General features: G+C 62.1%; 23 protein-coding genes, 1 tRNA gene and 1 pseudogene. 8 read left to right on the top strand and 17 right to left on the bottom strand.

The genetic code is table 11. The features are described 5' to 3' along the window. Positions 1–54: 54 nt before the first annotated feature. The 5 genes from pgk to Q1M07_RS11870 all read right to left on the bottom strand — a co-directional run bounded on the left by pgk (position 55) and on the right by Q1M07_RS11870 (position 4,165). Positions 55–1,311 (bottom strand): phosphoglycerate kinase, encoded by a 1,257-nt coding sequence (gene pgk, locus Q1M07_RS11885; RefSeq protein ID WP_300454093.1) that lies wholly within the window; start codon positions 1,309–1,311, stop codon positions 55–57. 40 nt (positions 1,312–1,351) lie between these two features. Beyond that, positions 1,352–1,921 (bottom strand): hypothetical protein, encoded by a 570-nt coding sequence (locus Q1M07_RS18755; protein ID WP_366984091.1) that lies wholly within the window; start codon positions 1,919–1,921, stop codon positions 1,352–1,354. 384 nt (positions 1,922–2,305) lie between these two features. Next, a complete protein-coding gene (locus Q1M07_RS11880; RefSeq protein ID WP_300454092.1) occupies positions 2,306–2,437 on the bottom strand; it encodes a hypothetical protein in 132 nt (43 codons plus the stop codon). A gap of 16 nt (positions 2,438–2,453) precedes the next feature. Next, positions 2,454–3,107, bottom strand: coding sequence for a DUF47 family protein (locus Q1M07_RS11875; protein WP_300454091.1), 654 nt, complete (start codon positions 3,105–3,107; stop codon positions 2,454–2,456). 20 nt (positions 3,108–3,127) lie between these two features. Beyond that, positions 3,128–4,165, bottom strand: coding sequence for an inorganic phosphate transporter (locus Q1M07_RS11870; protein ID WP_300454090.1), 1,038 nt, complete (start codon positions 4,163–4,165; stop codon positions 3,128–3,130). A gap of 299 nt (positions 4,166–4,464) precedes the next feature. Between Q1M07_RS11870 and Q1M07_RS11865 the strand changes: the two genes are divergently transcribed. Both Q1M07_RS11865 and Q1M07_RS11860 read left to right on the top strand, forming a co-directional pair. Further along, positions 4,465–5,325, top strand: coding sequence for a neutral zinc metallopeptidase (locus Q1M07_RS11865; RefSeq protein ID WP_300454089.1), 861 nt, complete (start codon positions 4,465–4,467; stop codon positions 5,323–5,325). Between the two features lie 17 nt (positions 5,326–5,342). Next, the gene (locus Q1M07_RS11860) at positions 5,343–6,188 is read left to right on the top strand and encodes a peptidoglycan DD-metalloendopeptidase family protein (RefSeq protein WP_300454088.1); all 846 of its coding nucleotides are present in this window, start codon (positions 5,343–5,345) and stop codon (positions 6,186–6,188) included. 36 nt (positions 6,189–6,224) lie between these two features. Here Q1M07_RS11860 and fur read toward each other — a convergent pair whose 3' ends face one another. Beyond that, positions 6,225–6,698, bottom strand: a complete 474-nt coding sequence (fur, locus tag Q1M07_RS11855; RefSeq protein ID WP_300454087.1) for a ferric iron uptake transcriptional regulator — start codon at positions 6,696–6,698, stop codon at positions 6,225–6,227. 182 nt (positions 6,699–6,880) lie between these two features. On the opposite strand from fur, the gene bamE reads away from it, so the two are divergent. Both bamE and dapB read left to right on the top strand, forming a co-directional pair. Then, positions 6,881–7,360 (top strand): outer membrane protein assembly factor BamE, encoded by a 480-nt coding sequence (bamE, locus tag Q1M07_RS11850; protein ID WP_300454086.1) that lies wholly within the window; start codon positions 6,881–6,883, stop codon positions 7,358–7,360. A 1-nt stretch (position 7,361) separates the two neighbouring features. Next, positions 7,362–8,168: a 4-hydroxy-tetrahydrodipicolinate reductase gene (gene dapB, locus Q1M07_RS11845; protein ID WP_300454085.1), complete on the top strand. Its 807-nt coding sequence runs from the start codon at positions 7,362–7,364 to the stop codon at positions 8,166–8,168. A 284-nt stretch (positions 8,169–8,452) separates the two neighbouring features. Here the strand turns inward: dapB and Q1M07_RS11840 are convergent. Further along, positions 8,453–8,529, bottom strand: a tRNA-Met gene (locus tag Q1M07_RS11840). Positions 8,530–9,067: 538 nt separating this feature from the next. Here Q1M07_RS11840 and Q1M07_RS11835 point away from each other — a divergent pair. From Q1M07_RS11835 to Q1M07_RS11825, 3 genes are all read left to right on the top strand, one after another. Further along, positions 9,068–9,457, top strand: coding sequence for a hypothetical protein (locus tag Q1M07_RS11835; RefSeq protein ID WP_300454084.1), 390 nt, complete (start codon positions 9,068–9,070; stop codon positions 9,455–9,457). Between the two features lie 347 nt (positions 9,458–9,804). Then, on the top strand, positions 9,805–10,848 hold the full coding sequence (locus tag Q1M07_RS11830; protein WP_300454083.1) for a VCBS repeat-containing protein: 1,044 nt from the start codon (positions 9,805–9,807) through the stop codon (positions 10,846–10,848). Between the two features lie 258 nt (positions 10,849–11,106). Beyond that, the gene (locus Q1M07_RS11825; RefSeq protein WP_300454082.1) at positions 11,107–11,601 is read left to right on the top strand and encodes a Dps family protein; all 495 of its coding nucleotides are present in this window, start codon (positions 11,107–11,109) and stop codon (positions 11,599–11,601) included. Positions 11,602–11,856: 255 nt separating this feature from the next. On the opposite strand, the gene Q1M07_RS11820 is transcribed toward Q1M07_RS11825, so the two are convergent. Next, on the bottom strand, positions 11,857–15,267 hold the full coding sequence (locus tag Q1M07_RS11820; RefSeq protein WP_300454081.1) for a glycosyltransferase: 3,411 nt from the start codon (positions 15,265–15,267) through the stop codon (positions 11,857–11,859). Between the two features lie 388 nt (positions 15,268–15,655). On the opposite strand from Q1M07_RS11820, the gene Q1M07_RS11815 reads away from it, so the two are divergent. Further along, positions 15,656–16,228, top strand: coding sequence for a DNA-3-methyladenine glycosylase I (locus Q1M07_RS11815; protein ID WP_300454080.1), 573 nt, complete (start codon positions 15,656–15,658; stop codon positions 16,226–16,228). A gap of 659 nt (positions 16,229–16,887) precedes the next feature. Here Q1M07_RS11815 and Q1M07_RS11810 read toward each other — a convergent pair. From Q1M07_RS11810 to Q1M07_RS11770, 9 genes and pseudogenes are all read right to left on the bottom strand, one after another. After that, a complete protein-coding gene (locus Q1M07_RS11810; protein ID WP_300454079.1) occupies positions 16,888–17,472 on the bottom strand; it encodes a DUF4166 domain-containing protein in 585 nt (194 codons plus the stop codon). Beyond that, a complete protein-coding gene (locus Q1M07_RS11805) occupies positions 17,469–17,948 on the bottom strand; it encodes a DUF2269 domain-containing protein (RefSeq protein ID WP_300454078.1) in 480 nt (159 codons plus the stop codon). The genes Q1M07_RS11810 and Q1M07_RS11805 overlap by 4 nt, the downstream gene beginning before the upstream one ends. Continuing rightward, positions 17,945–18,811, bottom strand: a complete 867-nt coding sequence (locus Q1M07_RS11800; RefSeq protein ID WP_300454077.1) for an NAD-dependent epimerase/dehydratase family protein — start codon at positions 18,809–18,811, stop codon at positions 17,945–17,947. Before Q1M07_RS11800 ends, Q1M07_RS11805 begins: the two co-directional genes overlap by 4 nt. 11 nt (positions 18,812–18,822) lie before the next feature. Further along, on the bottom strand, positions 18,823–19,152 hold the full coding sequence (locus Q1M07_RS11795) for a hypothetical protein (RefSeq protein WP_300454076.1): 330 nt from the start codon (positions 19,150–19,152) through the stop codon (positions 18,823–18,825). A gap of 133 nt (positions 19,153–19,285) precedes the next feature. Further along, positions 19,286–20,263, bottom strand: a complete 978-nt coding sequence (locus tag Q1M07_RS11790) for a helix-turn-helix domain-containing protein (protein WP_300454075.1) — start codon at positions 20,261–20,263, stop codon at positions 19,286–19,288. A 263-nt stretch (positions 20,264–20,526) separates the two neighbouring features. Further along, positions 20,527–21,062: pseudogene (locus Q1M07_RS11785) on the bottom strand (IS1595 family transposase); the annotation flags it as partial. A gap of 287 nt (positions 21,063–21,349) precedes the next feature. Beyond that, on the bottom strand, positions 21,350–21,796 hold the full coding sequence (locus tag Q1M07_RS11780) for a copper chaperone PCu(A)C (RefSeq protein WP_300454128.1): 447 nt from the start codon (positions 21,794–21,796) through the stop codon (positions 21,350–21,352). Between the two features lie 129 nt (positions 21,797–21,925). Continuing rightward, positions 21,926–22,348, bottom strand: a complete 423-nt coding sequence (locus tag Q1M07_RS11775; protein ID WP_300454074.1) for a DUF1318 domain-containing protein — start codon at positions 22,346–22,348, stop codon at positions 21,926–21,928. A 21-nt stretch (positions 22,349–22,369) separates the two neighbouring features. Further along, on the bottom strand, positions 22,370–22,951 hold the full coding sequence (locus tag Q1M07_RS11770) for an SCO family protein (RefSeq protein ID WP_300454073.1): 582 nt from the start codon (positions 22,949–22,951) through the stop codon (positions 22,370–22,372). Between the last annotated feature and the right edge of the window lie 154 nt (positions 22,952–23,105).

The raw sequence follows: 23,105 nt of genomic DNA, 5'->3' as shown, positions 1-23,105 counted from the left end.
TCTTGGGATGGCTTGCTGTACAGACGGGCCCCGGCCGCGCCGGGGCCCGTCGGATTACTTCTCGGAAAGCGCCGCGACGCCCGGCAGGATCTTGCCTTCGAGATACTCGAGCGAGGCGCCGCCGCCGGTCGAACTGTGCGTCACCTTCTTGTCGGCGCCGTACTTCTTGGCCGCGGTGGCCGTGTCGCCGCCGCCGATCACGGTGATCGCCCCCGACGCCGTTGCTTCGACGACGGCGTCGGCCATCGCCTTCGTGCCGGCCTCGAACTTTTCGAACTCGAAAACGCCGGCCGGGCCGTTCCAGATGATCGTCCTGGCCTTCAGAATGGCTTGGCGGAAGATCTTCGTTGACTCGGGGCCGCAGTCGAGCCCCAGCCAGCCGTCGGGGATGCCATCCACGTCGTTGGCGCTGCCCGTGTTGGCCGCGGGATCGAATTTGTCGGCGATCACGAAGTCGACCGGCAGCAGAATCTCCTTGCCTTTCTCCCTGGCCTTTTCCATCAGGCCCGGCACCAGCTTGGCGCCCTCCTCGTCGAACAGCGAGTTGCCGATCGGCATGCCGGAGAGCACTTTCTTGAAGGTGAAGGCCATACCGCCGCCGATGATGATCTGATCGGCCTTGTCGAGCAGATTGTTGATCAGTTGAATCTTGTCGGCCACCTTGGCGCCGCCGAGGATGGCCAGCAGCGGGCGCTGCGGGGATTCGAGAACGGCCGAGAACGCCGCCAGTTCCTTGTTCATCAGATAGCCCGCCGCACGCTCGGGCAACTGAACGCCGGTCATCGAAGAGTGATCGCGGTGCGCCGTGCCGAAAGCGTCGTTGATGTAGACATCGGCCAGCCGAGTCAGCGAGGCGCGGAAAGCCTTGACGTCTTCCGGGTTCGCCTTGATCTTCGTCACGCTGCCGTCGGCGTTGGTGACGCTGGCTTTGCCTTCTTCCTCGATGTGGAAACGGAGGTTTTCGAGCAGGATCACTTCGCCGGGCTTGATCTGCGCGCAGGCGGCCTCGACTTCCGGGCCGACGCAATCGGCGAGGAACTTCACCGGCCGCCCGAGCAATCCTTCGAGAGCGGTGGCCACCGGGGCGAGGCTGTATTGCGGCACGACTTTGCCGTCGGGACGCCCGAGATGCGACATCAGAATCACGGCGGCGCCCTTTTCGAGAGCCGAATTGATCGTCGGCAAGGCGGCTTCGATACGCTTGGTGTTGGTAATGGCACCGCTGACCTTGTCCTGTGGGACGTTGAAGTCGACGCGAATCAGGGCGCGCTTGCCTTCGAGGGCGAGATCTTCGATGAACAGTTTGGACATGATTTCCTCGATAGAGAGTGGGTGTTGAAAAAGGCGGGAATCAGAATGGAAAATGGCATGGTGCCTCCGTGTTGGCTGCAGAACGACTGCTCGCCCGAGCACCCTCGAGCCACTGCGTTGAGAAAATGAAACAGAGAGGACGGCGTTTCAACCACGCAGACGAAGTATCCTTGGCGCCGCAGCCGGAGTCAATCGGCTCTTGCGCGGCCGCGTCGCGGCGCGCCCGAGGGCCGGCGCCGCGGTCGCCCGGCGGACGAAAAGCCCCTGGTTTTCCGGGCCGCTCGCCAGGCGCAGGCCATCGCCGGGCACCGCACGGAGGGGCGGCGAAAGCGTCCCCTTCCTCGGCCATCCAATCGCCGGCCGGCCGAAATCTTGGCCCCGCTCCTGGCAGGCAGCCCCCTCGGGCAAAGCGCAAGCCCCGGTCGTCAGGGCGCCCGACGCGCCGCCACAGCATGCGGGAAGCGGAGCGCAACCTCCATGCCTCGAAGTTCCACGAACCGCCGCGTACGACACGGTGGGCCTCCTTACGCTCCGAGCCACGAGGATCCTGGCGCCTCTCGTCGTAGCCGTGCCGCCCGTCGGCACAACACGCACCGACGTTGCCCCGCATTTCGCAGAGTCCTCAGTCGTTGGGCGCAAGCGACCGTTGAGAACCGCCTTGGCCGCCGGCCGCTCGTCCTGCAGGTCGGACGAGGTCGAGGATAGATAGAGGCGCATGTCTTGCCCCTCCAATGCAAAGCCTCCAGCGTTCCCGGCTCCGCAAGCGCTGGATCGCGTCACGGAAACCGACCTAACCTGTGCAGGCAAGCACCATCGCGGACTCCGCCTGCGCCTCGGCGATGGTCATCGATCTCCAGCCAATTCGCCTGGGCCTTGCGCACGGCAGCGATCGGCGGATGGACAGACGAGGGCATGATGCGGCGCGCCAAAAAGCAACGCGGCGCCTACTGGAGGTAGGCGCCGCGCCGGTCGCTGCGATCGGCAAGTCAGGAAGTCATGTCTTGGGCGGCAGCGGCGTGCTCATTTCGCCCTTGCCCTCCTTGGCTTTCTCCGCCGAGCAGGCAAGCACCGTGGCGCTCGACAGCGTCAGCATCAGGGCCATCAGGCCAGCGATTAGTTTTCCCATGAGTTTCTCCTCGTGTTCAGCACAACTTGACGACGATGCTGTCGAGCGAATGCGCCGCATCGGCCACCCGGTCGGCGGCATTGGAGAGGTGCCGATAGGTTTCGCGGCGCTTGAACATGTTCAGATAGTCGTCGCCCTGGAAAAGGTCGGCGATCGCTCGCCGGTAGGCTTTCTCGACCGTACGCTCGGCCTTGCGGGCGGCGGCGGCATCGTTGCCGGCCGTGGCCGGGTCGGTCGATAGACGAGCAAAGCCTCTGGCCAGGGCGTCGGCGCCTTCCCTGAGGTGCAGAGCCATTTCCAGGCTGTGCTTGTCGGGCGCCAGGCCCAGGACATCCATCTCGACCACGGTCGACTTGCAGTAGTTCACGATGTCGTCGAGCGTCATGATCGCCCGGTGGATATCTTCGCGATCGATCGGTGTCGAGAAGGCTTCGCTCAGCACACCGAGGTTGCTGGCCTTGACGCGGTCGGCCTCGTGCTCGTCGGCGCGAACCTTCTGGCTCACTTCGACGTCGCCGGTTTCCATGAATTCGACGAGCAGGCGGGTCGTTTCGGCGGCATTCGCGCTCTGCTCGGCAAGCATGCCGAAAAAGTCGGCAACGGTCGGGAAAACACGCTCGTAGAGACGGCGGAAAATGGGTTTGCTGTCGTGGGTCTGATTATCGTCCATGATTCATCTCCTGAGGTGATCTAGCCAATGATGACTCGTGCTATTGCGTAAATGACGACTGCGGTGAGAGCCGCCGCCGGAATGGTATACAGCCAGGTTTTGCCGATGTCCTTCGCCTTCTTCCAGCGCACGGCGCGGGGACGCTCGGAGTAGCCGATACCCATGATCGAGGTGGAGACCACGTGCGTCGTCGATACCGGAGCGCCGAGATACGAGGCGCTGAGAATCAGCACCGCCGAAGTGAGCTGCGAATCGAAGGCGTGCAAGGGACGGACACGATAGATGCCGAAACCCAGCGTGCGGACGATGCGCCAGCCGCCGGACAGGATGCCCAGGGTAATGGCGATGGCGCAGGCGAGCATCACCCAGAACGGCACTTCGAATTTCGGAATGAAGCCGCCCAGCACGAGTACCAGCGTGAGCATTCCCATGCTCTTCTGGGCGTCGTTGGCGCCGTGCGAAAACGCCAGGCCGGCCGCCGTGACGAACTGCAGTTTCCGCAGGGTGTCGTTGGCGGTCGGTTTGGCACCGGCCATCAGTCGTCTACCGAGCCGGTGAATTCCATAGCCGACCCAGAAACCCAGTACGGGAGAAACGAAAAGCGACACCAGAACCTTCATGACGCCGATCAGTTTGCCCTGCGTCATCAGCGGCTCCCAGCCCCAGATGACGTACTGCGATCCCACCGCGGCCACCACGGCGCCAGCCAAACCACCCACCAGCGCATGCGATGACGACGAAGGTATGCCGAGCCACCAGGTCGCCAGGTTCCAGACGATGGCGCCAAGCAAGCCGCAGAACAGGATCAGGACGGCGAGCTGAGCATCCACGGTCGACAGATCGACGAACTTGCCGATCGTGTTGGCGACGGCGGTGCCCCCCAACAAGGGGCCCAGGAACTCGAAGATCCCGACGACGAAAACCGCTTGTACGGGGGTCATCGCGCGTGACGCGATGACCGTCGCGACGATGTTCGCGGCGTCGTGGAAGCCGTTGGTGTAATCGAAGAACAACACGATGACCACGGTGGCTACGGCCAGCCAATAGAGTGTATCCATACGCCCCCTCTTGTGAAAAGTGGGCGGATTATGCACGAAATATCAGCTTTGTCCACACTTCGTTGTGTTGAACAGCACGAATATCCTCTGTTGAGGACAAATCTTGCGTCTCCGCGACCGCCAACCGAAGCCGCTTCCGTGGGCGAGTCATCGGCAAGTGCGGCGGCGCCAAGTGCCTGCTGCTGTCGTTCTCGCCAGGAGCTTTCCCTCCTCCATCGGGCGCCTCGCGAGCCACTGACGTGGATCAACTTCCCTCAACTTCTGTTAACATCGGCCGCAATGTCAGCGGAGGATGGAACATGCGTTTGGATGGACAGGGCGAAAGCCAGAACGTTGAGGACAGAAGGGGCGGCGGGGGGGCCATCGGTCGCGGCACGGTCGGCATCGGCACGCTGGTCATCGCGCTCGCCGCGAGTTACTTCTTCGGTGTCGACCCGGCGCTGATTCTCGGGCTGGCGTCGAATACCGCTTCACCTCCGGCGCCGAGCCGAACCGCACCCCGGCCGCCGGCCAACGATGAAATGGCAACCTTCGTCGCCAAGGTTCTGGGCAGCACCGAAACTACCTGGCACGCGGTCTTCAGCGAGGCCGGACGGCGCTACCAGGAACCGAAACTCGTCTTGTTCACCGGTGCGACACCGACCGCCTGCGGCACCGGCCAGTCGGCCATGGGCCCTTTCTACTGCCCGTCCGACCAGAAGGTCTATATCGACCTGGCGTTCTATCGCGATCTCCGGGAACGCTTCCACGCGCCCGGCGAGTTCGCCCAGGCCTACGTCATCGCACACGAAGTCGGTCATCACGTGCAGAATCTGCTCGGCATCTCGGACAAGGTGCACGCGGCACAGCAGCGCAGCACCAGCAAAGCGGCCGCCAATGCGCTGTCGGTGCGACTCGAGCTGCAGGCCGATTGCTTCGCCGGCGTCTGGGGACACCGCGCCGACAGCATGCAGAAATTGCTCGAACCCGGCGAAGCCGAGCAGGCGCTCACCGCTGCCTCGGCGATCGGCGACGATCGACTGCAGCGCCAGTCGCGTGGCCAGGTAGTTCCTGAATCCTTCACGCACGGATCGTCCGAGCAACGCGTGCGCTGGTTCAAGCGCGGCATGGACAGTGGCGACATCCGCCAGTGCGACACCTTCAACGCCGCCTCACTGTAGTGGGCTGCTGCCAAGCCGTGTTCGCCCACACCCGCTTCTGGTCGAGCTTGCTGTTCGCCGCCTGGCTGCCACTTGCGCACGCCGGCTTGCCCAGAGCGGCGAGCGTTCCTGGCGGCGTCGCCTTGCTTCCGCTCGCGCCCGTTGCGCCCGGCAACGAACGACCGCGCGCCTGGTTGGGCGAACTGCCGGTTTTCGTCGCCGCCGACGGCGGCAAGTGGGTTGCCGTCACCGGGCTGGCTCTCGATACTCCGCCCGGGACGCACGAACTGCGCGTCGAGGCGGGCGGCGAGACACGCCACCTGCACTTTGCGGTGAGCACCCGGGATTATCCGGCGCAACACATCACGATGAAGGACAGCAGCAAGGTTCAGCTATCAGCCAGCGACTTGGCGCGGGTCGAGCGTGAGATCGCCGCCATCCAGCACCTGAAGCGCCATTGGCGCGAGACAGCCGATACCGACCTGGATTTCGTCCTGCCGGCCGAGGGACGCCTGACCGGACGCTTCGGTTTACGCCGTTTCTTCAACGGCGAAGCACGCTCGCCGCACGCCGGTTTCGATATCGCCGTGCCGCGCGGGAGCGCTGTCAGAGCTAACGCCGCCGGACTGGTCCTCGCCACCGACGACTATTTCTTCAATGGCCAGACGGTGTTCGTCGATCACGGCAACGGCCTGATCAGCATGTACTGTCACCTCGAGCGGATCGACGTACGGCCCGGCGAGGCGATAGCCAAGGGGCAGCGGCTCGGCAGTTCGGGGATGAGTGGCCGCGCGACGGGTCCACACCTGCACTGGAGTGTCATTCTCAACGGCGCGCTGGTCGATCCGGAGTTGTTCATCGGCCGCCCCGCCAAGAAGCGCTGACGCCGCTCGTCGCCACGGGTGGAGTGGCGTGGGCGATCAGTCGGCGGCGGTCGCCCGGTGGCGGTCGCCGATGCTGCGCAAGGAATTCGCACGATGCGGGCATTCGGACTTGCGGCATTCCGCGTAGAGATACAGCGCGTGCTCACGGATGACGAAGCCGCGCTCCCGGGCGATCCTCGCTTGGCGACGCTCGATCTCGGCATCGTAGAATTCCTCGACGCGGCCGCAATCGATGCACACCAAGTGATCGTGGTGCTGTCCGGCGCTCAGTTCGAAAACGGCCTTGCCCGACTCGAAGTAGTGACGCTCGAGCAGTCCGGCTTGTTCGAACTGGGTAAGTACGCGATAGACGGTAGCCAGACCGACGTCGAGATTGTCGGCCAACAGCAGTCGATAGACGTCCTCGGCCGTGAGATGGCGAACTTCGCTTTTTTCGAACAGCGCCAGAATCTTGAGGCGGGGTAGGGTCGCTTTCAAGCCCATGCTCTTGAGGTCGTCGGAATTGCGCATCGGCTTACCTTGATCGGCTGCGAAGGGACGGGGGGTTTTCGGTTATGATATACCTTCGTCGGCAGTTCCGCCGAATCGGTGCGGCATTCCCAAGGCACCCGCTGCGGTTCCGCGGCCGACCGGGATGGGCGGCCCGTCATCGCGCACGGCATATTGATCCCTCACTACGCGCCAAGCAGAACATGACTTTTCCGAGATTCGCGATTGCCAGTCTTGCCCTGTGCCTGTTATCGGCTTGTTCCTCGGTACCGCGCATCGTCAAGGAATACAGGATCGATGTGCAACAGGGCAACGTGTTGACCCAGGACATGGTTTCGCAGTTGCGTCCCGGGCTGTCGATGGATCAGGTGCGCTTCATCCTCGGTACGCCGGTGCTGGTGGACATGTTCCACGCCAACCGCTGGGATTACTTCTTCTGGCTAAAAAAAGGACGGACCGGTGAAGTCGAGACGCGGCGCTTTTCGGCTTTCTTCGACAGCGACGGCAAGCTGGCCCGGGTCGCTGGCGACGTCACTCCGGCGCAGCCGACGGACACCCCCGCGGTTCCGGAATCAAGGACGCGCGAGATCGACCTCGGCTCGCTACCGGCGGACGGCAGTACGACGATACCGCCTAAGGAGCAGGGTTTCTTTGACAGGATGCTGGACAGCGTGGGGCTCTGAAATGAACGGAATGCGAATTGCTATCGCTGGTGCCGGTGGTCGCATGGGGCGCATGTTGATCGAGGCGACGCTCGACGACCCGGAAGCCACCCTGGTGGCAGCGATCGATCAGCCGAACTCGGCGGTATTGGGGAAGGATGCCGGCGAACTGGTCGGTGCGCCTTGTGGTATCCCGGTGCGCAGCGACAGCGATGGCGCAATCGCCCAGGCGACTTGTCTGATTGACTTTACCCGCCCCGAAGGCACCTTGGAACACCTCGCGATCTGTCGCCGCCATGGCGTCGCCATCGTCATCGGCACGACCGGCTTCGATCCCCAGGGCAAGAAAGCAATCGCTGCCGCGGCACAGGACATCCCGATCGTTTTTGCGCCAAACATGAGCGTCGGCGTCAATGTGGTTTTCAAGCTGCTCGACCTCGCATCGCGCATCCTGAGCGAGGGCTACGACATCGAAATCGTCGAGGCGCACCATCGGCACAAGATAGACGCCCCCTCCGGAACGGCTTTGCGCATGGGCGAGGTCGTCGCGCAGGCGTCCGGTCGCGACCTTGGGCAATGTGCCGTCTATGGTCGCCAGGGGGTCACCGGCGAGCGGTCACCGACAACGATCGGCTTTTCGACCATCCGCGGTGGCGACATCGTCGGCGACCATCAAGTGATGTTCTGTGGCCTCGGCGAGCGCGTCGAGATTGGCCACAAGGCGAGCAGTCGCCTGCCCTACGCTCTTGGCAGCCTGCGCGCGGCCCGCTTTCTCGCGGGCAGGAAGAGCGGGCTGTTCGACATGCAGGACGTCCTAGGTCTCCGTTGACGCGTCGCCCCGACTGCTCACGGGACTGGAAGCGGCAACGGCCTGCGGTACCGGTCTTGGTCGCGCCGGCCGGCCCACGAGCAACGAGCCGGACTGGATGAGCGAGGCCGCACAAGGATGGATCGGCGACGGGCGCTACGGCCGGTCTTGAGGCTTCCTCGCAAACCAAGCTCTCCATGGCGGGCGAGCCGACTTGGGTCCCCCGGATTCGGCAGCATGGTGCTTAAGCGAAAGCCAGAAAACAAAAAACCCGACTTTTCGGGCCGGGCCAAGTGCTTGTTTTTTGGTGGTGATGGGTGGAATTGAACCACCGACCTATGGGTTATGAATCCATCGCTCTAACCGACTGAGCTACATCACCCGGGCGGAGGATTTTAGGTTGTTTTGTCTTCGCCGGTCAAGACCAATTCTACACGAACGGATTTGCCATCACTCTGACGCCGCGTTCTCCCGTTTTCCGGCAGCCCTGACCGAACGGAAAGCCGCAGGTGGCTACAGGAAGCGAATGCTGGGCCCGCCGCGGCGGAGTTTCCGTGAGCTGTTGCCGCATTTCGGTCGGCACTCGGGCTTCGACGGCCAGGCGGTCGAAAGCCACCGTCCCTGGCAAAACGCGCGACATCGTGAGTCGCGAGCGGGGCCGGTGGTGGCGCGTCAGTTTCGACAAAAAAACGACAGAACGGAGCGCCAACGGGGAAATAACGAATGACACTTCGGCTGCCACGCCTGGCCGCGCCACCATAATTGCATATGGAATATTTTCGAGACTGGAGAATCGGTACATAATGAACTATTCTGGTCACCCAAGAGCAATCGATGCATGAGTTATTGGCAAGAAGCAACTCATCGATCGGAAAACCTGTGCGGCTTGATGGTCGAACATCCGCGCAAACGACTCGTCTTTGAACAAGGAGAAGCCCGTGATAGTTGTTTCCGTCAACCGGCTGGCGATCATCGCCGCCATTGGGGGTCTGGCGGCTGCCTTGACAGCTTGCGACTCCGATTCATCCTACGATCAATCGTATCGCGATTACTCCCATGACAGCTACCGGAGGTCCGAACGCCAGTCGGCCTACGAGAGAGGGTATCGCGACGGCGAACGGTCAAACAATAACCGAAACCGCAGTTCGAGGGACTACGAAAGAGGATACGAGCGCGGCCAGCAGGAAGCACGGCGCGAGGCGCGGGAACACGCGCTGGATCGCAAAGACTACCGACGTCCCAATGAGTACCGCCCGCAGTTCACTCCGCCACCTGCTCAAGGAAACAATCTCGGCGCGAACGACGGATGAAAGACTCGTCGACGCGACCCGATGTCGGACTTGAGCAAGCGCTGCGGCTCCTAGCCCGGCGTCACGCGCTAGGGTGAAAGATTTGCCAGCGACTTGCCGCCTCTCCCGCTTGGCAGCAGGTGCCGAATGGCTGCGCGCTAGCGCCGCGAAAACTTTCCGGAAGTCGATCGGAGCTTGATCGCCGACGCCGCCAGTGGCCCGCGACGCGCCGTCGGCAGCAGTCGACGCCTCGGCTCACGAGCCGGGACACACGGCACGCCCCCGACATCGAACGTAATGCTCAAGTTCCCGCCGCTGGCGCCGTAATCCGCTTTGTAGAGCTTTTCGACAAAGCCGGGAGAACTCAGATGAAGATCGCCAGCGCAGGTCTGCAACTTGAATCCAGTTCGACCAGGCTGCAGCGCCACGAGCTTCGGGAATCGCTCGATGTCCGTCTCGGCAATGAGCGTGCGCGCCTCCAGGGTGGGCCGGCAGACCGCCCACGTGCTGAAGTACAGCTGTCCGACAGCGGCAGAGCGGCGCAATCGAGCGAACTTCAGGGCATAGAAGACAGCCTCGACACCGTCGACAACGACCCGATGCTCATCTTGATCAAGACCCTGATCGGCCTCATGACCGGTCGCGAGATGAGAGTCTTCGACGCTTCGGAACTTGGCCGGCAAGGTGGAGCCCCCGCCCCCGAGGGTCCGCAGGCCGTGGGCCGAGCACCGGCGAATGCCGACTTCGCCGCCTCGTACACCCGCCACGAGTCCTACACCGAGCTTGAACAGACCCAGGTACAGGCCTCGGGCGTGGTGCGCACGACCGACGGCGCGGAGATACGTTTCTCGCTTTCTGTGACGATGAGCCGCAGCTACCAAGAAGAGTCCGACTTCAGCATCAGGACGGCAAACGCCCGCGCAACAAAAGACCCGCTGGTAGTCAACTTCAATGGGTCGGCCGCCGAGTTGAGCAACCAACGCTTCAGCTTCGACCTCGATGCCGCCGGGCATCATGAGGACATCCGCTTCGTCGGGCGTGGCAGTGGTTTTCTGGTACTCGATCGCAACGGCGACGGCAAGGTCAACGACGGTCGGGAACTTTTCGGAGCGCGCAGTGGTGACGGTTTCGCCGATCTGGCGGCCCTCGACGAAGACCGCAACGGCTGGATCGACGATGGCGATGCGGCGTACAAGAGTCTGCGAGTCTGGATGCGGGACGGCGCGGGGAAGGACCAGTTGGTCGGTCTGACTCAGGCGGGAATCGGCGCACTCGGCGTCGCCAGGGTGGCAAGCGAATTCTCGCTCAAGAACAGTAGCAACGACCTGCTGGGGCAGATCCGATCCACCGGGCTCTACCTGAAAGAGGATGGCCAAGCGGGCACCCTGCAGCAGATCGACTTGGCGGTCTGAGACCGGCAAAGGTTCGACAACAGATCCAGGCCAGCGACGCAATTTCTCCTGGCCTGGTTGGGAAATAGCGCGGCACAATCGAACCCATACCCACAATCAATTGGACCACGGGCGCCTGCAGGCCTAGACTGTGTTCGTCGGGCCAGGCGGCGGCTAAACCACTCCTCCCGACCGGTGTGGGGCAGCGTAGCGCCGAATGCGCTTTTTGACTCTGCCGTAACCTCGCCAGACCAATCGTCACAGCCCAGGAGAATCGCCATGAACGCCAAGAAGAAGTACACCCCGGCAATCGATATCGGCCTCAGCGCCGACGAACGCGCGAAAATCGCGCACGGGCTGTCGGCCCTGCTGGCCGACAGCTATACGCTCTATCTCATGACGCACAACTTCCACTGGAATGTCACGGGACCGATGTTCAACACGCTCCACCTGATGTTCATGGGGCAATACACCGAACAGTGGACCGCGCTCGACGTCATTGCCGAGCGCATTCGCGCCCTTGGCCACCCGGCGCCCGGCACCTACAAAGAGTTCGTCAAGATCGCCTCGATCAAGGAAGTGGACGGCGTACCGAAGGCCACCGACATGATCCGTCACCTGGTCGCCGCGCAGGAAGCGACGGCGCGCACGGCACGCGACCTGTTTCCGGTGGTGAATGCCGCCAACGACCAGCCGACCGCCGACCTGCTGACCCAGCGTCTGGAAGTGCACGAAAAAACCGCGTGGATGTTGCGCAGCCTGCTCGAGGACTGAACCGGAGGCGAAAAGCGAAATGCCGACGCCCAGCGACGCGGCTGAGGCGTGCCGACACGGGCCCGCCGTAACGCCTCCCCGACGCTTCGGCCGCCCACTTTGGTGACGCGCCGGCGTCGTCGACCGCAATTCACCGAACTGAGCGTCGGTCCCGTCTCCCACAGGCGGGACTTCTTGGCCGAGAAGGCGCCTCCGCCCGACGCCAGCAGCACGCCAAGCAAAACCCGCCATCCCCGCCGTTTGCCTGCGCAGAGGTCAGCCCGGCGACGGTACGGAGGCTTTGCGCTGCAACTTGCCCCAACCGACGACGACGCCTTTCAGCGACGTGACCGTGCTCTTCATGGCCACGTAGTACATCAGCTGGCGATAGAAAAAGCGCTGCCAAAACAACCAAATCAGTAGCCACCAGTGCTCCTTGCGTTCGAGCGCGAAGGCGAGAATGGCGGCGAGATAGTCGACGGTGACGAACAGCGCGTAGTAATAGAGCACGCGCCACAGCCCGTCCGGCGAGAACCCTTCCGGATGCTGCCAGTGATTGATGGCGGCCGATCCCAGTGAAGCGATCAGCAGCAGGTCCATGATCGGCGAGACGAGCGGGAAGAGGATCTGAAAAACGACCACATTCGGCAGGGCGACGAAGCCAAGCGCGCCGTATCGCGGGCGGCAGAGCACGTCGCGGTGTTTCCAGGCGACCTGCATGGTGCCGTACATCCAGCGGTAGCGCTGACCGATGAAACCGCGCACGCTGTCTGGCGCTTCGGTCAGGGCAACGGCTTCGTCTTCGTAAACGACGGTGTAACCGAGCTTGCGGATGGCGAGCGTGAGGTCGGCGTCCTCGGCGAGGGTTTGGTGATCGAAACCGCCGGCGCGTTCGACGAGCTGGCGACGCCAGGCACCGACGGCGCCGGGAACGACCGTGATGCAATCGAGGACGTCGAAGGCGCGACGGTCGAGATTCTGGCTGGTGATGTATTCGAGCGCCTGCCAACGGGTGAGCAGATTGACGCGATTGCCGACCTTGGCGTTTCCGGCCACGGCACCCACCCGGGGATCGTCGAAGTGTCGCACCAGTTTTCGGATCGTGTCCTTGGCGAATACGGTGTCGGCATCGAGGGCGACGACGACATCAGCTCGTGTCTGCGCCAGGCCAAAATTGAGCGCCGCCGGCTTGCCGCTATTCTCCTTGGTGAATACGCGCACGCGCGGGTCGTTGCCGAAAGCCTCGCAGGCGACGCGATACGTCGCATCACTCGAGCCGTCGTCCACCACGACGATCTGGAAGTCGCGCGGCGGGTCGCAGGCGAGAAGCGAGGCGATGGTTTGGACGATCACCTTTTCCTCGTTGAAAGCGGGAATGACGACCGCGACGGACGGCGAGTAAGCGGCGTCGAAAACGCGATGTCGCTGTCGCCAGCGCTGATAGATGGCGAGCAGGCCGACAAACAGCAGGCGGCCGATACCGAGGACGATGCCCAGCAGAAACAGCCAGTGGAGGACCGTGCCGGCCCAGTTGATGAGGCCAAAGCCGACGCCGTCGAGCCAGCTGCGCCACTGATTCTCCGGGGGAAGCGGCGGCATGATGTCGTCGCGGCTACGGCCGAGCAGTTGCGCGACGGTGACGAACTCGTAACCACGCTGGCGCAGTTCGGCGGCGATGCGCGGGATGGCGGCCACGGTCTGCGTACGGTCGCCGCCCGAGTCGTGCAGCAGGACGATGTTGCCCTCGCCACGCTCTGCTTGATCGACGACGCGCTTGACGATTTCTTCGGTGCCGGGGAGTTTCCAGTCGTCCGGATCGATCTGCATGCCGACGACGACGTAGCCTTGCTCGGCGGCGACTTCCATCGGACGCACCTGGTCGATGGTTTCGGGTTCGGCATCTACGGCGTAGGGTGACCGGAAGAGCAGCGAGTGGCGGCCGACTTCGCTGGCCAGCAGATGCTGCGTGGCCGAGAGTTCGAGTTCGAACTGCGTCGCCGAGATGGTCGAGATGTTGGGATGCGTGAAGGTGTGGTTGCCGATTTCGTGCCCTTCATCGACCATGCGGCGCAGAAGCTCAGGGTACATCTGGCCGTTGGCGCCGATGACGAAGAAGGTCGCCGGCAGTTTGGCATCGCGCAGGGCGTCAAGGATCAATGGCGTGTAGCTCGGATCGGGGCCGTCGTCGAAGGTGAGGACGATCTTGCGTTCGGCGCCGCCGTGGCGACTGATGACATAAGGCGACGGGAAGGCCGTGAACCGCTCCGCCACGATCAGTCCGCCCTTGTCGTCGAATTCCACGAGGCGACTGCCCACCTGCGGTTGGGCGGTAATCTTTAGAACTTCGCCCTTGCCTTCGTAATCGACGCCGTAAGCGTAGCGAATTTCGGCGAGTTCAGCGGCGCGCGCCGCATCGAGCGGGCCCTCCTTGCCGAAAATCTTCCACAGCGCCGGGTCTTCGCTGCCCAGCCGCCACAAGGCGACGCCACGCGGCTGCAAGGGACGAATGGCGACCAACTGGTTGAAGGCGGTGACGGCGTCCAGCAGCCAGACGTGATGGATACGGTCGTGGTCGTCGGCATAGGCGAAGGTCGGGTTGAGCGACTGCGGATCGAGCCGCAACTTGCCTTCCGATTCCTTGGCGATGAGCACGGCCTCCTCGAAGGTTCGCTCCTCGGCCGGCTGGCCGCGTGATCCCCAGTCGTAGGCGTAATTGCCGATGGCAACGACCATCTTTTCGGCCGGAATGTCACGCTGTCTCGCCTTCAGGATTTTGGCAAACCACGCCATACCGGCGATCGGACCGGGAGTACCGTCGGCCCAGTGTTCATCGTAGGCCATCACGATCAGATAGTCGGCGTTGTGGACCAGGCGGCGATAGTCAAAGGCCGCGTCGGCGGCCGGCACATTGACCGAAACCAGCAGCTTCCTGCGATGAAACACGGCGTAGAGTTCGGCCATGAACTGCTGGAAGTCAGGCTGCGCCTTGGCGGGCACATTCTCGAAGTCGATGCTGACGCCGGCGTAGCGATGCCTTTCGACGAAAGCCAATAGCTGGCCAATCGTGCGCTGGCGCGCCGCCGGATTGGCCAGCATGCGGGCCAGCTTGGCGCCCTCCCATCGATGACCGTTCCAGTTGTTGACCAGCGGCACCAGCGCGATGTCGGGCCGCCGCGCCCGGATGTATTCGGTCACGTGCGCGGTGCGCAGAGGATCGTCTTCGCGCAGGCTGCCGTCGTCGAGGGACAGATGCAGCCACTCGCCGATCACCGAGTCCAGGCTGTCCAGGTTCTCCTTCAACGAACTCATGCTGGCGTCGTCCCAGTTGACGAAGAAGCCTATGGCCAGTGGCTGGCGACCAAAGCCCTGCCCTTTCCCGCGCGGCGGCCGCAGCAGGTGGCGCAGGCCGCGCTCGCGCTCGCGCACGAGCCTGACCTGGTCGTTGCGCACGGCGCGCTGGCGAAGCGTCAATGTACGCTCGGGAGCAAGTCGAGGAAGTTCCGGCACGGCGTGTGCGCCTTGCGGCAGGAACCCCACGTTGGGCAAACGCAGCGCCGGCAACGCGGGAGCAACGAGTACGCTGAGTACGAGTGCACCCAGCAACAGGGACAGCGTAAAGCCGATCAGCGTCATCCCCAGCCGCAAGCGCGGCCAACGCTTGTGCTCCGGATCGAAAAACACCGGCATACCCTGGTTCGCGAGTGCCGCGGATTTTGGCAAGGAGTTCAGGGAACTCGGTTCGGATTTGGGCGGTGATGGCATCCCGAGGTTTTAGCTGGCTGGCGACGAAACGGAAGGTCGCCGCGATCTGGCGCGGCCGACCATCGTACCATCGTTGAAGCGCGACATTCAGGCGACGCCGACCAGGCACTCGGCCGGGCGTTCCCGAGCTTCCTGGGCGGGGAAACTCATCCCGTGGCAACGAAACCGTCTGCTGACGGGAAGGGAGCACCGCGCTAGCCCGGGTGAGACAGTAATGCGGCAGCTATCCGATGGCCTCGTCGACCAGTAGGCTGACCGCCACTGCCTGAGTTTCGGGGAGTAAACTGACTCTTTGTTCGCTGGGTGAATAGCGATGGAACGTTGTCCCTGGTGCGAGGGCTTTGCGCTCTACCGTCAGTATCACGACTTGGAATGGGGCGTACCGCTCTACGACGATCGATCCCTGTTCGAGTTGCTGATCCTGGAAGGTGCGCAAGCGGGTTTGTCCTGGGCGACCATCCTGCGGAAACGAGAAAACTACCGCCAAGCCTTCGACGGTTTCGATCCGGCGCTCATTGCCCGCTATGACGATGGAAAAGTTGCGGCGCTGTTGGCAGACCCGGGGATCGTGCGGAATCGCGCCAAGATCGCCGCCGCCATCAATAACGCCAAAGCCTACCTCGCTGTGACAGCCGATGGGCAGTCGTTCAGCGATTTCCTATGGCGCTTCGTCGATGGCGCTCCGCTACAGAATCAATGGACTTCGATGGCCGAGGTGCCGGCCAGGACGGCACGGTCGGATGCCATGAGCAAGGCCTTGGGTCGAGTCGGCTTCAAGTTCGTCGGCTCGACGATTTGCTACGCTATGATGCAGTCGGCCGGCCTGGTCAACGACCATCTGACGACCTGCCCGCGTCACGAAGAAGTAAGACAGTCACGGCGATGACTGCCTTGGCCGGCGGTTTCGGCCACTGAGCACGGTCAAGGTTCGTGATGGAATTTCCTGCCTGAATGATCAAGCAAGGTGATGTTGCAGGAGGTGGCCCCCTCAGGGAGCTTGAACAATCGCACCCCTTGGGGGAATCTCTGGTTTCCACGCCAAGAGACCATGCCGGTGTGCCATACCCTAGTGCAGAATCCTCAGTTTTTTCGATAGTTGTTGCGCGTTGCCGTGGAACTGGCGGGCGAGGCGAGCGGGGCGGAGTGTTCGTGCGGCAGCGTTGTGCGCCGCGCCGACTATCCGCGAAAGCCGCGAGGGTACCGGAGAGACCTCCCGGGGTAAGACACGTTGCCTTCGCTGCATAGACGATGGACTTACAAAATGCACTCCAAGCACAGATCGAGGACTTCGCGGTCACGTGCCGGCTCGTCCCGAATACATCACGCCTCCTATCCGCTTGTTGTTCATCGCCCCGCCCCTTTGGATTGGGCTGCCTTCACCCCGCCTCGCGACGACGCGCCTGCCCTGCTCCTGCAGACGATGGCGGGCAAGGTTCAGGTGCGCTGGGAGACGGAGAGCGCAGCGACGCCGATGGGTCAGTTAGCGTACTGCAAATAGGACATCTCCCGCCATTCGACTATAACGAGGGCCGCATCGTGGGAATTCTACGCAGGCTCTCCTGAATCTGCCTCAAACTTGCCTGAGTAACGAAACACTTCGCCCAGGAATGGGTGGGTGAGGCGGAAATCCATTGCGAAACGAGTTTCATCGATAGCCTCCTCGACAATCGTCGTATGTCCCAACACCAGCCATTCCGGGATAGGCAGAAGCAGTGGCCCTAGCTTCGCAACGAACCGGACGCCGCGATAATGGAGTCGTTTGCCCATCACGGAAGGTTCCATCTGCAAACCGAGCACCGGATTCACGAATTCGATCACCTGTCCTTGGCCGGAGCAGATCCAAAAACTGTTGAAATGGATCACTTTTCCGCTAGGGTAGGTAATCTTCCGCCGCCAATACTGCCGCTTTCCGACGACACGTTTTTCGACGACCGTGGGGACATTGCGCCCCCGTCGATTGACCAGCGCGCCGACTGCGTACAGCACGCTCATCAGCGGCTGCATGAACCGTGGATACTCAATATCCAGATGCCCGGTGTCGATCGTCGTGCCACATCGGTAGTGAGCCCGCAAGGCCGGCGGCAAGCGCTCCCAGTCGGCGCCAAGCGCCTGTTGCATCAGACTTTTCATGTTCCAGCTCCTGGCATGTGCTTAAAGACCATCAGTGCGACGAGAAGCACCATCGAGGCAAAGGCGGGGATACCCAGCCAGAACCACCAGCGCGCCATTCGCCAGTAAACCGGCGGCAAGGGCGAAGCCTCCGCCACGGCCTGGACGGCGATCCTCTGCATGCGAATCTGTAGCCAAACCACGGGCAGCCAGCAAGCGCCAGCCAGGACAAACAAGAACAGGCTGGCGGCAATCCACGAAGTGGTGAGCGGTATGCCTAGCAGGTACACCATCCACAACCCGCTAATCGGCTGAAAAATAACCGTCGGTGTCGTAAACAGCCAGTCAGCGATAACAACATGGCGATTGGTGACGGCGATGTGGTCGACGTTTCCGCTGCGATCCGCCATCCATTTGTAGAACGCGCTGCCCAGGCCGGTGCCGAAGAGCAGCACCATGCTGAGAATGTGCAATGTCTTGACTACGGCGTAGGTCATGATGGCTTCCCGGTAGGCGCAACATTGGAGAGGAACAAGGCAGGCTCGAACGGCCACGGCAAGCGCCCGAGGAAGCGCGCCAGAGGCTCGAAGTCCGCCCAATAGCCGGTTTGCAGCATGCGCAGGACTTCGGGTTGCAGCAGCGGGTTGAAATGGCGGCCCAGACAGGCAAACGCCATGCCCAGAGGATATGGAATGCCTAGCTTTCCGGTGTCCGGCAAACCTTGCGCCTGGCGCATCTTCCGCAACCAGGCGGCAAAGGTCACGGTTTCGCGACCGACGATGTCCAGCGTCTGCTTTGTCTCCGGCGAGATCAGGCTAGCTATCACGGTCGCCACCACATCGCTGATATGGACCGGTTGCAGCGCCTGCCGTCCGTCACCAATCACCGGGATCAGCGGCAATCTAGCCAGGCGCATCAACAGTTCGGCACTCTTGCCGCCGCGACCATAGATCAGTGAGGGGCGCAAGACAAACCAGTCGAGATCGAGACTGCGCAAGCAATCGTCGGCTTTGCGCTTGCTCAGGTGATAGGCAGAGAATGCCGAGTCGTCGGTTCCCAGGGCGGAGATTTGGACGACCCGGCGAACCCCAGCTTGAAGGCAGGCGTGAAAGAGCGCCGCGGGCGCACGGCTATGGATGGGCTCAAACCGCTGCCCAGCGCTTTCGCCGATGATGCCGACGCTATTCACCACGGCATCGATGCCTTCCAGGCAAGGCAACCAGTCGGCCGGGGACAACATGCGGCAAAAATCGACGCCGTTGTTGCGGGACGCCGGCTTGACCTGATGGCCCGCGGCAGCCAGTGCACGGGCGATATTTTGACCAATGAACCCGCTCGCACCCGTCAGCAGAATGTTCACGATGCCTCCTCCTATTGCTTCGGCAAGGTGACGAACCGACCGACGCGCTGGCCGATCACGTGCAGGCCGATAAGCAATCCGCCCAGCGTCGCGATCAAGGCCAGGCGCAAGCTGTCTTTCGGATCGCCGAAGTGCGTGAACATATCCACCGTCAGAACAAGGAGCAGTGGCGCGATCATCAGTATCATCTTTGTGTACTGCAGCCAGAAGAGAGCGGCGTGTTCGCCTGGGCAAATCTGCCGGAGGAGACTTACCAATGGGCCGGAAAGAACGTAAAGAACCGCGAGGCTCACGGCGATGCTGATAAGGGATTCGGTGACCAACAGAACATAGGCATTCATGAAAGAACTCCCAATCGATAACAGGAGCCCTCAGTCTGGTGATTTGGCACCGGAAATTCTTCCGCTCCTATCGAAACGGAACGTTTTTCGGCTCCGAAAAGATCATTTCGGAGCAGTAAGCCTCGTCAAACGGCTATTTAGATAGTTCGCCTTTGCTATGGAGCTTGCGGTAGCAACCGGGCGTCATCCCCTCGACCTCGCGGAACGCCTCGTAGAAATTCGATTGCGAAGTGAAGCCAACACTGAGCCCGACGGAAAGGACCGAGGCCGAGGGTTCATCGCGGAGCATTGCCTTGGCAGCGGCGATCCGCTGTTCACGCAGGTAACGAGAAAAACCTTTGCCCAATCGAACGTTGATCAACTCGGACAACTGGTGGGTAGTCAGACCGAGGCGCTCAGCCAAACTTGGCAGGCTCAAATCGGCATCGACGTAAATTCGATCAGTCTGCATCAGGACATCCAGCGCGGACAGCATGGAATGACAATCGACTTTGGTCAGCGTCGAACTGGCATAGGCCGCTTGAACGCTCTCCCGCACCTCGACCGACAACTTTGGCCGGAGGCCGAGAGTCGTCTGCACCAGAAAAAACGCCGCCCCTATCGATATCGCATAAAGACTGTAAAACGGCTTTCCCGGCACGGCCCCCTGACCCAGCCCGAGGACAGAGACGCCTATCGCGATGACAAAAACACCGCCCAGCAACAGCATTTCACGGTGAAAGCCGCTTCGCTCCCGGCGCAGGCAATAGAGACAGTAGGTCAGCCACAGCAAGTACCCGGCGCCAACAATAAAGGCCAATGGCAAGGCCAGTCCGTCCGGCAACCAGGGAGAGATCAGGACCGGCAATGCATGTCCGACCAGCCCCGTCCTGATCGGCGACAGCGCCTGGGGACGCAGTAGCGGCTGACTGAACAGGAAGAAGGCCGGTGCCACGGCAAACAAGGTCATCCGGTAAGGAAGCGTAACAACCCATGCCTGATCGAGATAGAGCCAGGCAAAATGCGCAAGCTGCAAGGCGCTCAGCGCGAGTAGGAGGATCAGCCCCATGGCCCTCGACATCCCCTGATTCTGATAGTTCTCACCCCGAAAGTGGGTCAGAACAATGATCATCGCACTGAATATCGAGAAGCCGGAAAGCAGGATCGCGAGTGAAGTCACAGCAGATGGCAAGTAATCGCTCAGGCTTTATGAAACGGCAACTGATGCGGGAAAGACTTATCTAGCGCCATTTTCTCAGCTTTCGCCCCAGAAAGACTCATTTGAAATCCTTCCAGCACAAAGCACTGATCAAGCCCAGCGCAGGAAGACGAAAAGCTCACTTCCTTACCATTCAGCACCGCATTTCGCCCAATAGCGCTCAAAGGCGATCTTGATTAGCAATGAATCTCAGCCAAGCGAATCGTCTGCTCAGGGTGGGCGCCACAGCGAGCAGCGGCGACGAGGAGCCGCTGATGCAAAGTACTGAGGTCGAATCGACGGTTGAAGCGGTAGGTAAATGCCGCCAGGTATCGAGCGGAGTACTTTCGGAAGTACAAAGCCTGATAGCTACCGGTCAAGCTGGTCTTGAGATTGCCCAGGACGGTTTTGATCCACTGGAACTCTGGCAAGTCTTTCGGCTTTCGTCCGGCGACGACGTTTGGCTGATGGATGCCCCCGGCTTCGGTGACCGCGCTGAAGCAGGCCAGACCATCGGAAGACACGGTGCTGCCCGGGACCAGATGCGTCTTGGCCCAAGCCGCGATGGCCTTGAGGGTGAAGCCGGGCACGGCGAGAGCGTAACGCGCAAGGAATGCCCGTCGTCGATGAGCGAGAGCGCGGCGACAAAAAGGAACTTGTTCTCGGAGCCACGACCGGCCTTGCCACCGCTGTGCTCGCCTTCAAGGTAGGCGTCGTCGACTTGGACCGGTCCTACGTCGGGCATCGACAGACCAGGTTGAAACTGCAGTCGGTTCATTGCCATGAGGGGATCCTTTCGCCTAAAACTGTAAATATGTACAAAATAGCGCGTTCGGGCCCCCATGGGTGCGTGTGGCTAAGGATTGTTGCTAATCAGGTTAAATCATGTGGCACGGCTATTCGGTGCGGCAAACGCTGTGTCAAGGGATCTTGCTCAGAGATTGGACTGCGCAAGACAACACGACTGGCCGGAAAAGAGCAGGGCTAGCCTTCCATTCGCCAGCGCGGCATGGTTGCCACTCAGTACTTGTGTTCGCCCGACGGCGCGGCGACCGCCGCGAGATCGCGAACCTCGGCCCTGACCTCGACGGCCTCCGTTTTCTTGTCCTGACCCTCGACCTGCAGCGTCAACGCCACCGAATCCCCTTTCTGCAAGGGCTGTTTCAGCTTGATCAGCATCACGTGGTAGCCGCCCGGCCCGAGTTGCACCGGCTTGCCAGCCGGCAGGGGAAGGCGTGGGATGGAGCGCATCTTCATCACGCCCCCTTCCATCTTCATTTCGTGAATTTCGGTGATCGCGGCCGCCGGACTGGCCGCGCCGACCAGGGTCGCGCCGGACTGGCTGACGATTTCCATGAAGGCACCGGTCGCCTGCTGGCCGGGAACCGTGCCGCGTACCCAGGCATTCTTGACCTCGACATCGGCGGCGAAAACCGCCGTCGCCGACCCGCATAGCAGGATGGCCATGGCCAGCCAGGTGCGTAGTCCTTTCACATCCTACTCCTCGTTCGTTTAGGGAAGTTGATTATAAACGGCCATCCGGCCAGCCCTTCTGCGACAAGATGCCGCAGCGGGGGCGGCGTACGCCGAACAGTCTCAGGGCTTCTGGCTCCAGCGACCGCCGGCGTCCTCTACCCACCATCCGGAACGGAACTGCTCCTTCCAGCGCCTGACCTGCGCCGCACGCGCGGCGGGTTCGGCCGCCTGGCCACCCTGTGCTTCGGCAAGCGCATAGATCAGCGAATTGCGGTCCGGGTTTTCGTTGTCGATGAGTTTTTCGGCGATCTGGCGCTGCGCCAACGTCAGCCGGCTACCGTCGCGCAGTTTGACCATGCCGTCGTAGCCGAGACCGATGACGCCCGCTTCGTAGAAGCGGACCAGTCGCGACGCCCGCTGCGCCAGGCTGTGTTTGACGATCACCACCGGCGGCGTGCCGATATCGAGATTGATCTGATCGCTGGTCGGCGCGGCAGCAAGCGGCAGCGAAAGCAGGAGGAAGAGCAGGAAGGGGAGTTTCATCGTGTCTCAGCTTACCAAGGATCATTTGCCGGCCAGCAACAGCTTGAGGTCGGCGGCAACGCGGTCGGGGCTTTCGCCGTGGCGCACCAGAAGCCGCAGCCGACCTTGGGGATCGAAGACGTAGCTGCTGGTCGAGTGGTCTATGCTGTAGCTGTCCGCCGTGCTGCCGGCCTGCTTGGCGTAGAAGACCTTGAACTCCCTGGCCAGCGCCGCCGTCGTCGCGTCGTCGGCGTGCAGGCCAATGAAGCCGGGGTTGAAGGCGGTAACGTAGGCGGCCAGAACCTGCGGCGTATCGCGTGCCGGGTCGAGCGTGACAAAAATCACTTGCACACGCTTGGCGTCCTCGCCGAGCAGCGTCAGGACTTCGCGCATCGAAGACAGCGTCGTCGGACAAACATCGGGACACTGCGTGTAGCCGAAGAAGACGACGACCGCCTTGCCCTTGAAATCGGCCAGGCGACGTAGCTGGCCCTGCGCGTCGCTGAGGGCGAAATCCTTGCCCCACTCGGAACCAGTAATGTCGGTCGATGTGAAAGCAGGCGGCTTGGTACAGCCGGCAAGCAGCAGGCTGACGAGAAGAATCAGCGTCGTGAGCGGTTTCATGGTCTTTCGCCTAGTTGCCAACGGTCGGTGTTCGGCGGCAACGACCGCCCCGGGTGCGACGTCCCGGGGGTCAGGCATTGTCGCGTCGCCTGCACTGTACAGCCTTGATGCAGGTTAAGCATTGTCCCTCATTCCACGCCTTGCTTCCTGTGCT

The organism is Accumulibacter sp., assembly GCF_029255285.1.
GTDB lineage: Bacteria > Pseudomonadota > Gammaproteobacteria > Burkholderiales > Rhodocyclaceae > Accumulibacter.
The sequence above is the reverse complement of the archived record's forward strand: the minus strand, read 5'-3'. Positions and strand labels throughout refer to the sequence as shown.

Excerpts from the sequence above, each read along its gene's own strand:
- pgk (WP_300454093.1), bottom strand. The coding sequence starts at position 1,311 with ATGTCCAAACTGTTCATCGAAGATCTCGCCCTCGAAGGCAAGCGCGCC.
- Q1M07_RS18755 (WP_366984091.1), bottom strand. The coding sequence starts at position 1,921 with ATGCGGGGCAACGTCGGTGCGTGTTGTGCCGACGGGCGGCACGGCTAC.
- Q1M07_RS11880 (WP_300454092.1), bottom strand. The coding sequence starts at position 2,437 with ATGGGAAAACTAATCGCTGGCCTGATGGCCCTGATGCTGACGCTGTCG.
- Q1M07_RS11875 (WP_300454091.1), bottom strand. The coding sequence starts at position 3,107 with ATGGACGATAATCAGACCCACGACAGCAAACCCATTTTCCGCCGTCTC.
- Q1M07_RS11870 (WP_300454090.1), bottom strand. The coding sequence starts at position 4,165 with ATGGATACACTCTATTGGCTGGCCGTAGCCACCGTGGTCATCGTGTTG.
- Q1M07_RS11865 (WP_300454089.1), top strand. The coding sequence starts at position 4,465 with ATGCGTTTGGATGGACAGGGCGAAAGCCAGAACGTTGAGGACAGAAGG.
- fur (WP_300454087.1), bottom strand. The coding sequence starts at position 6,698 with ATGCGCAATTCCGACGACCTCAAGAGCATGGGCTTGAAAGCGACCCTA.
- bamE (WP_300454086.1), top strand. The coding sequence starts at position 6,881 with ATGACTTTTCCGAGATTCGCGATTGCCAGTCTTGCCCTGTGCCTGTTA.
- dapB (WP_300454085.1), top strand. The coding sequence starts at position 7,362 with ATGAACGGAATGCGAATTGCTATCGCTGGTGCCGGTGGTCGCATGGGG.
- Q1M07_RS11830 (WP_300454083.1), top strand. The coding sequence starts at position 9,805 with ATGAAGATCGCCAGCGCAGGTCTGCAACTTGAATCCAGTTCGACCAGG.
- Q1M07_RS11825 (WP_300454082.1), top strand. The coding sequence starts at position 11,107 with ATGAACGCCAAGAAGAAGTACACCCCGGCAATCGATATCGGCCTCAGC.
- Q1M07_RS11820 (WP_300454081.1), bottom strand. The coding sequence starts at position 15,267 with ATGCCGGTGTTTTTCGATCCGGAGCACAAGCGTTGGCCGCGCTTGCGG.
- Q1M07_RS11815 (WP_300454080.1), top strand. The coding sequence starts at position 15,656 with ATGGAACGTTGTCCCTGGTGCGAGGGCTTTGCGCTCTACCGTCAGTAT.
- Q1M07_RS11810 (WP_300454079.1), bottom strand. The coding sequence starts at position 17,472 with ATGAAAAGTCTGATGCAACAGGCGCTTGGCGCCGACTGGGAGCGCTTG.
- Q1M07_RS11805 (WP_300454078.1), bottom strand. The coding sequence starts at position 17,948 with ATGACCTACGCCGTAGTCAAGACATTGCACATTCTCAGCATGGTGCTG.
- Q1M07_RS11795 (WP_300454076.1), bottom strand. The coding sequence starts at position 19,152 with ATGAATGCCTATGTTCTGTTGGTCACCGAATCCCTTATCAGCATCGCC.
- Q1M07_RS11790 (WP_300454075.1), bottom strand. The coding sequence starts at position 20,263 with ATGATCATTGTTCTGACCCACTTTCGGGGTGAGAACTATCAGAATCAG.
- Q1M07_RS11780 (WP_300454128.1), bottom strand. The coding sequence starts at position 21,796 with ATGGCCATCCTGCTATGCGGGTCGGCGACGGCGGTTTTCGCCGCCGAT.
- Q1M07_RS11775 (WP_300454074.1), bottom strand. The coding sequence starts at position 22,348 with ATGAAACTCCCCTTCCTGCTCTTCCTCCTGCTTTCGCTGCCGCTTGCT.
- Q1M07_RS11770 (WP_300454073.1), bottom strand. The coding sequence starts at position 22,951 with ATGAAACCGCTCACGACGCTGATTCTTCTCGTCAGCCTGCTGCTTGCC.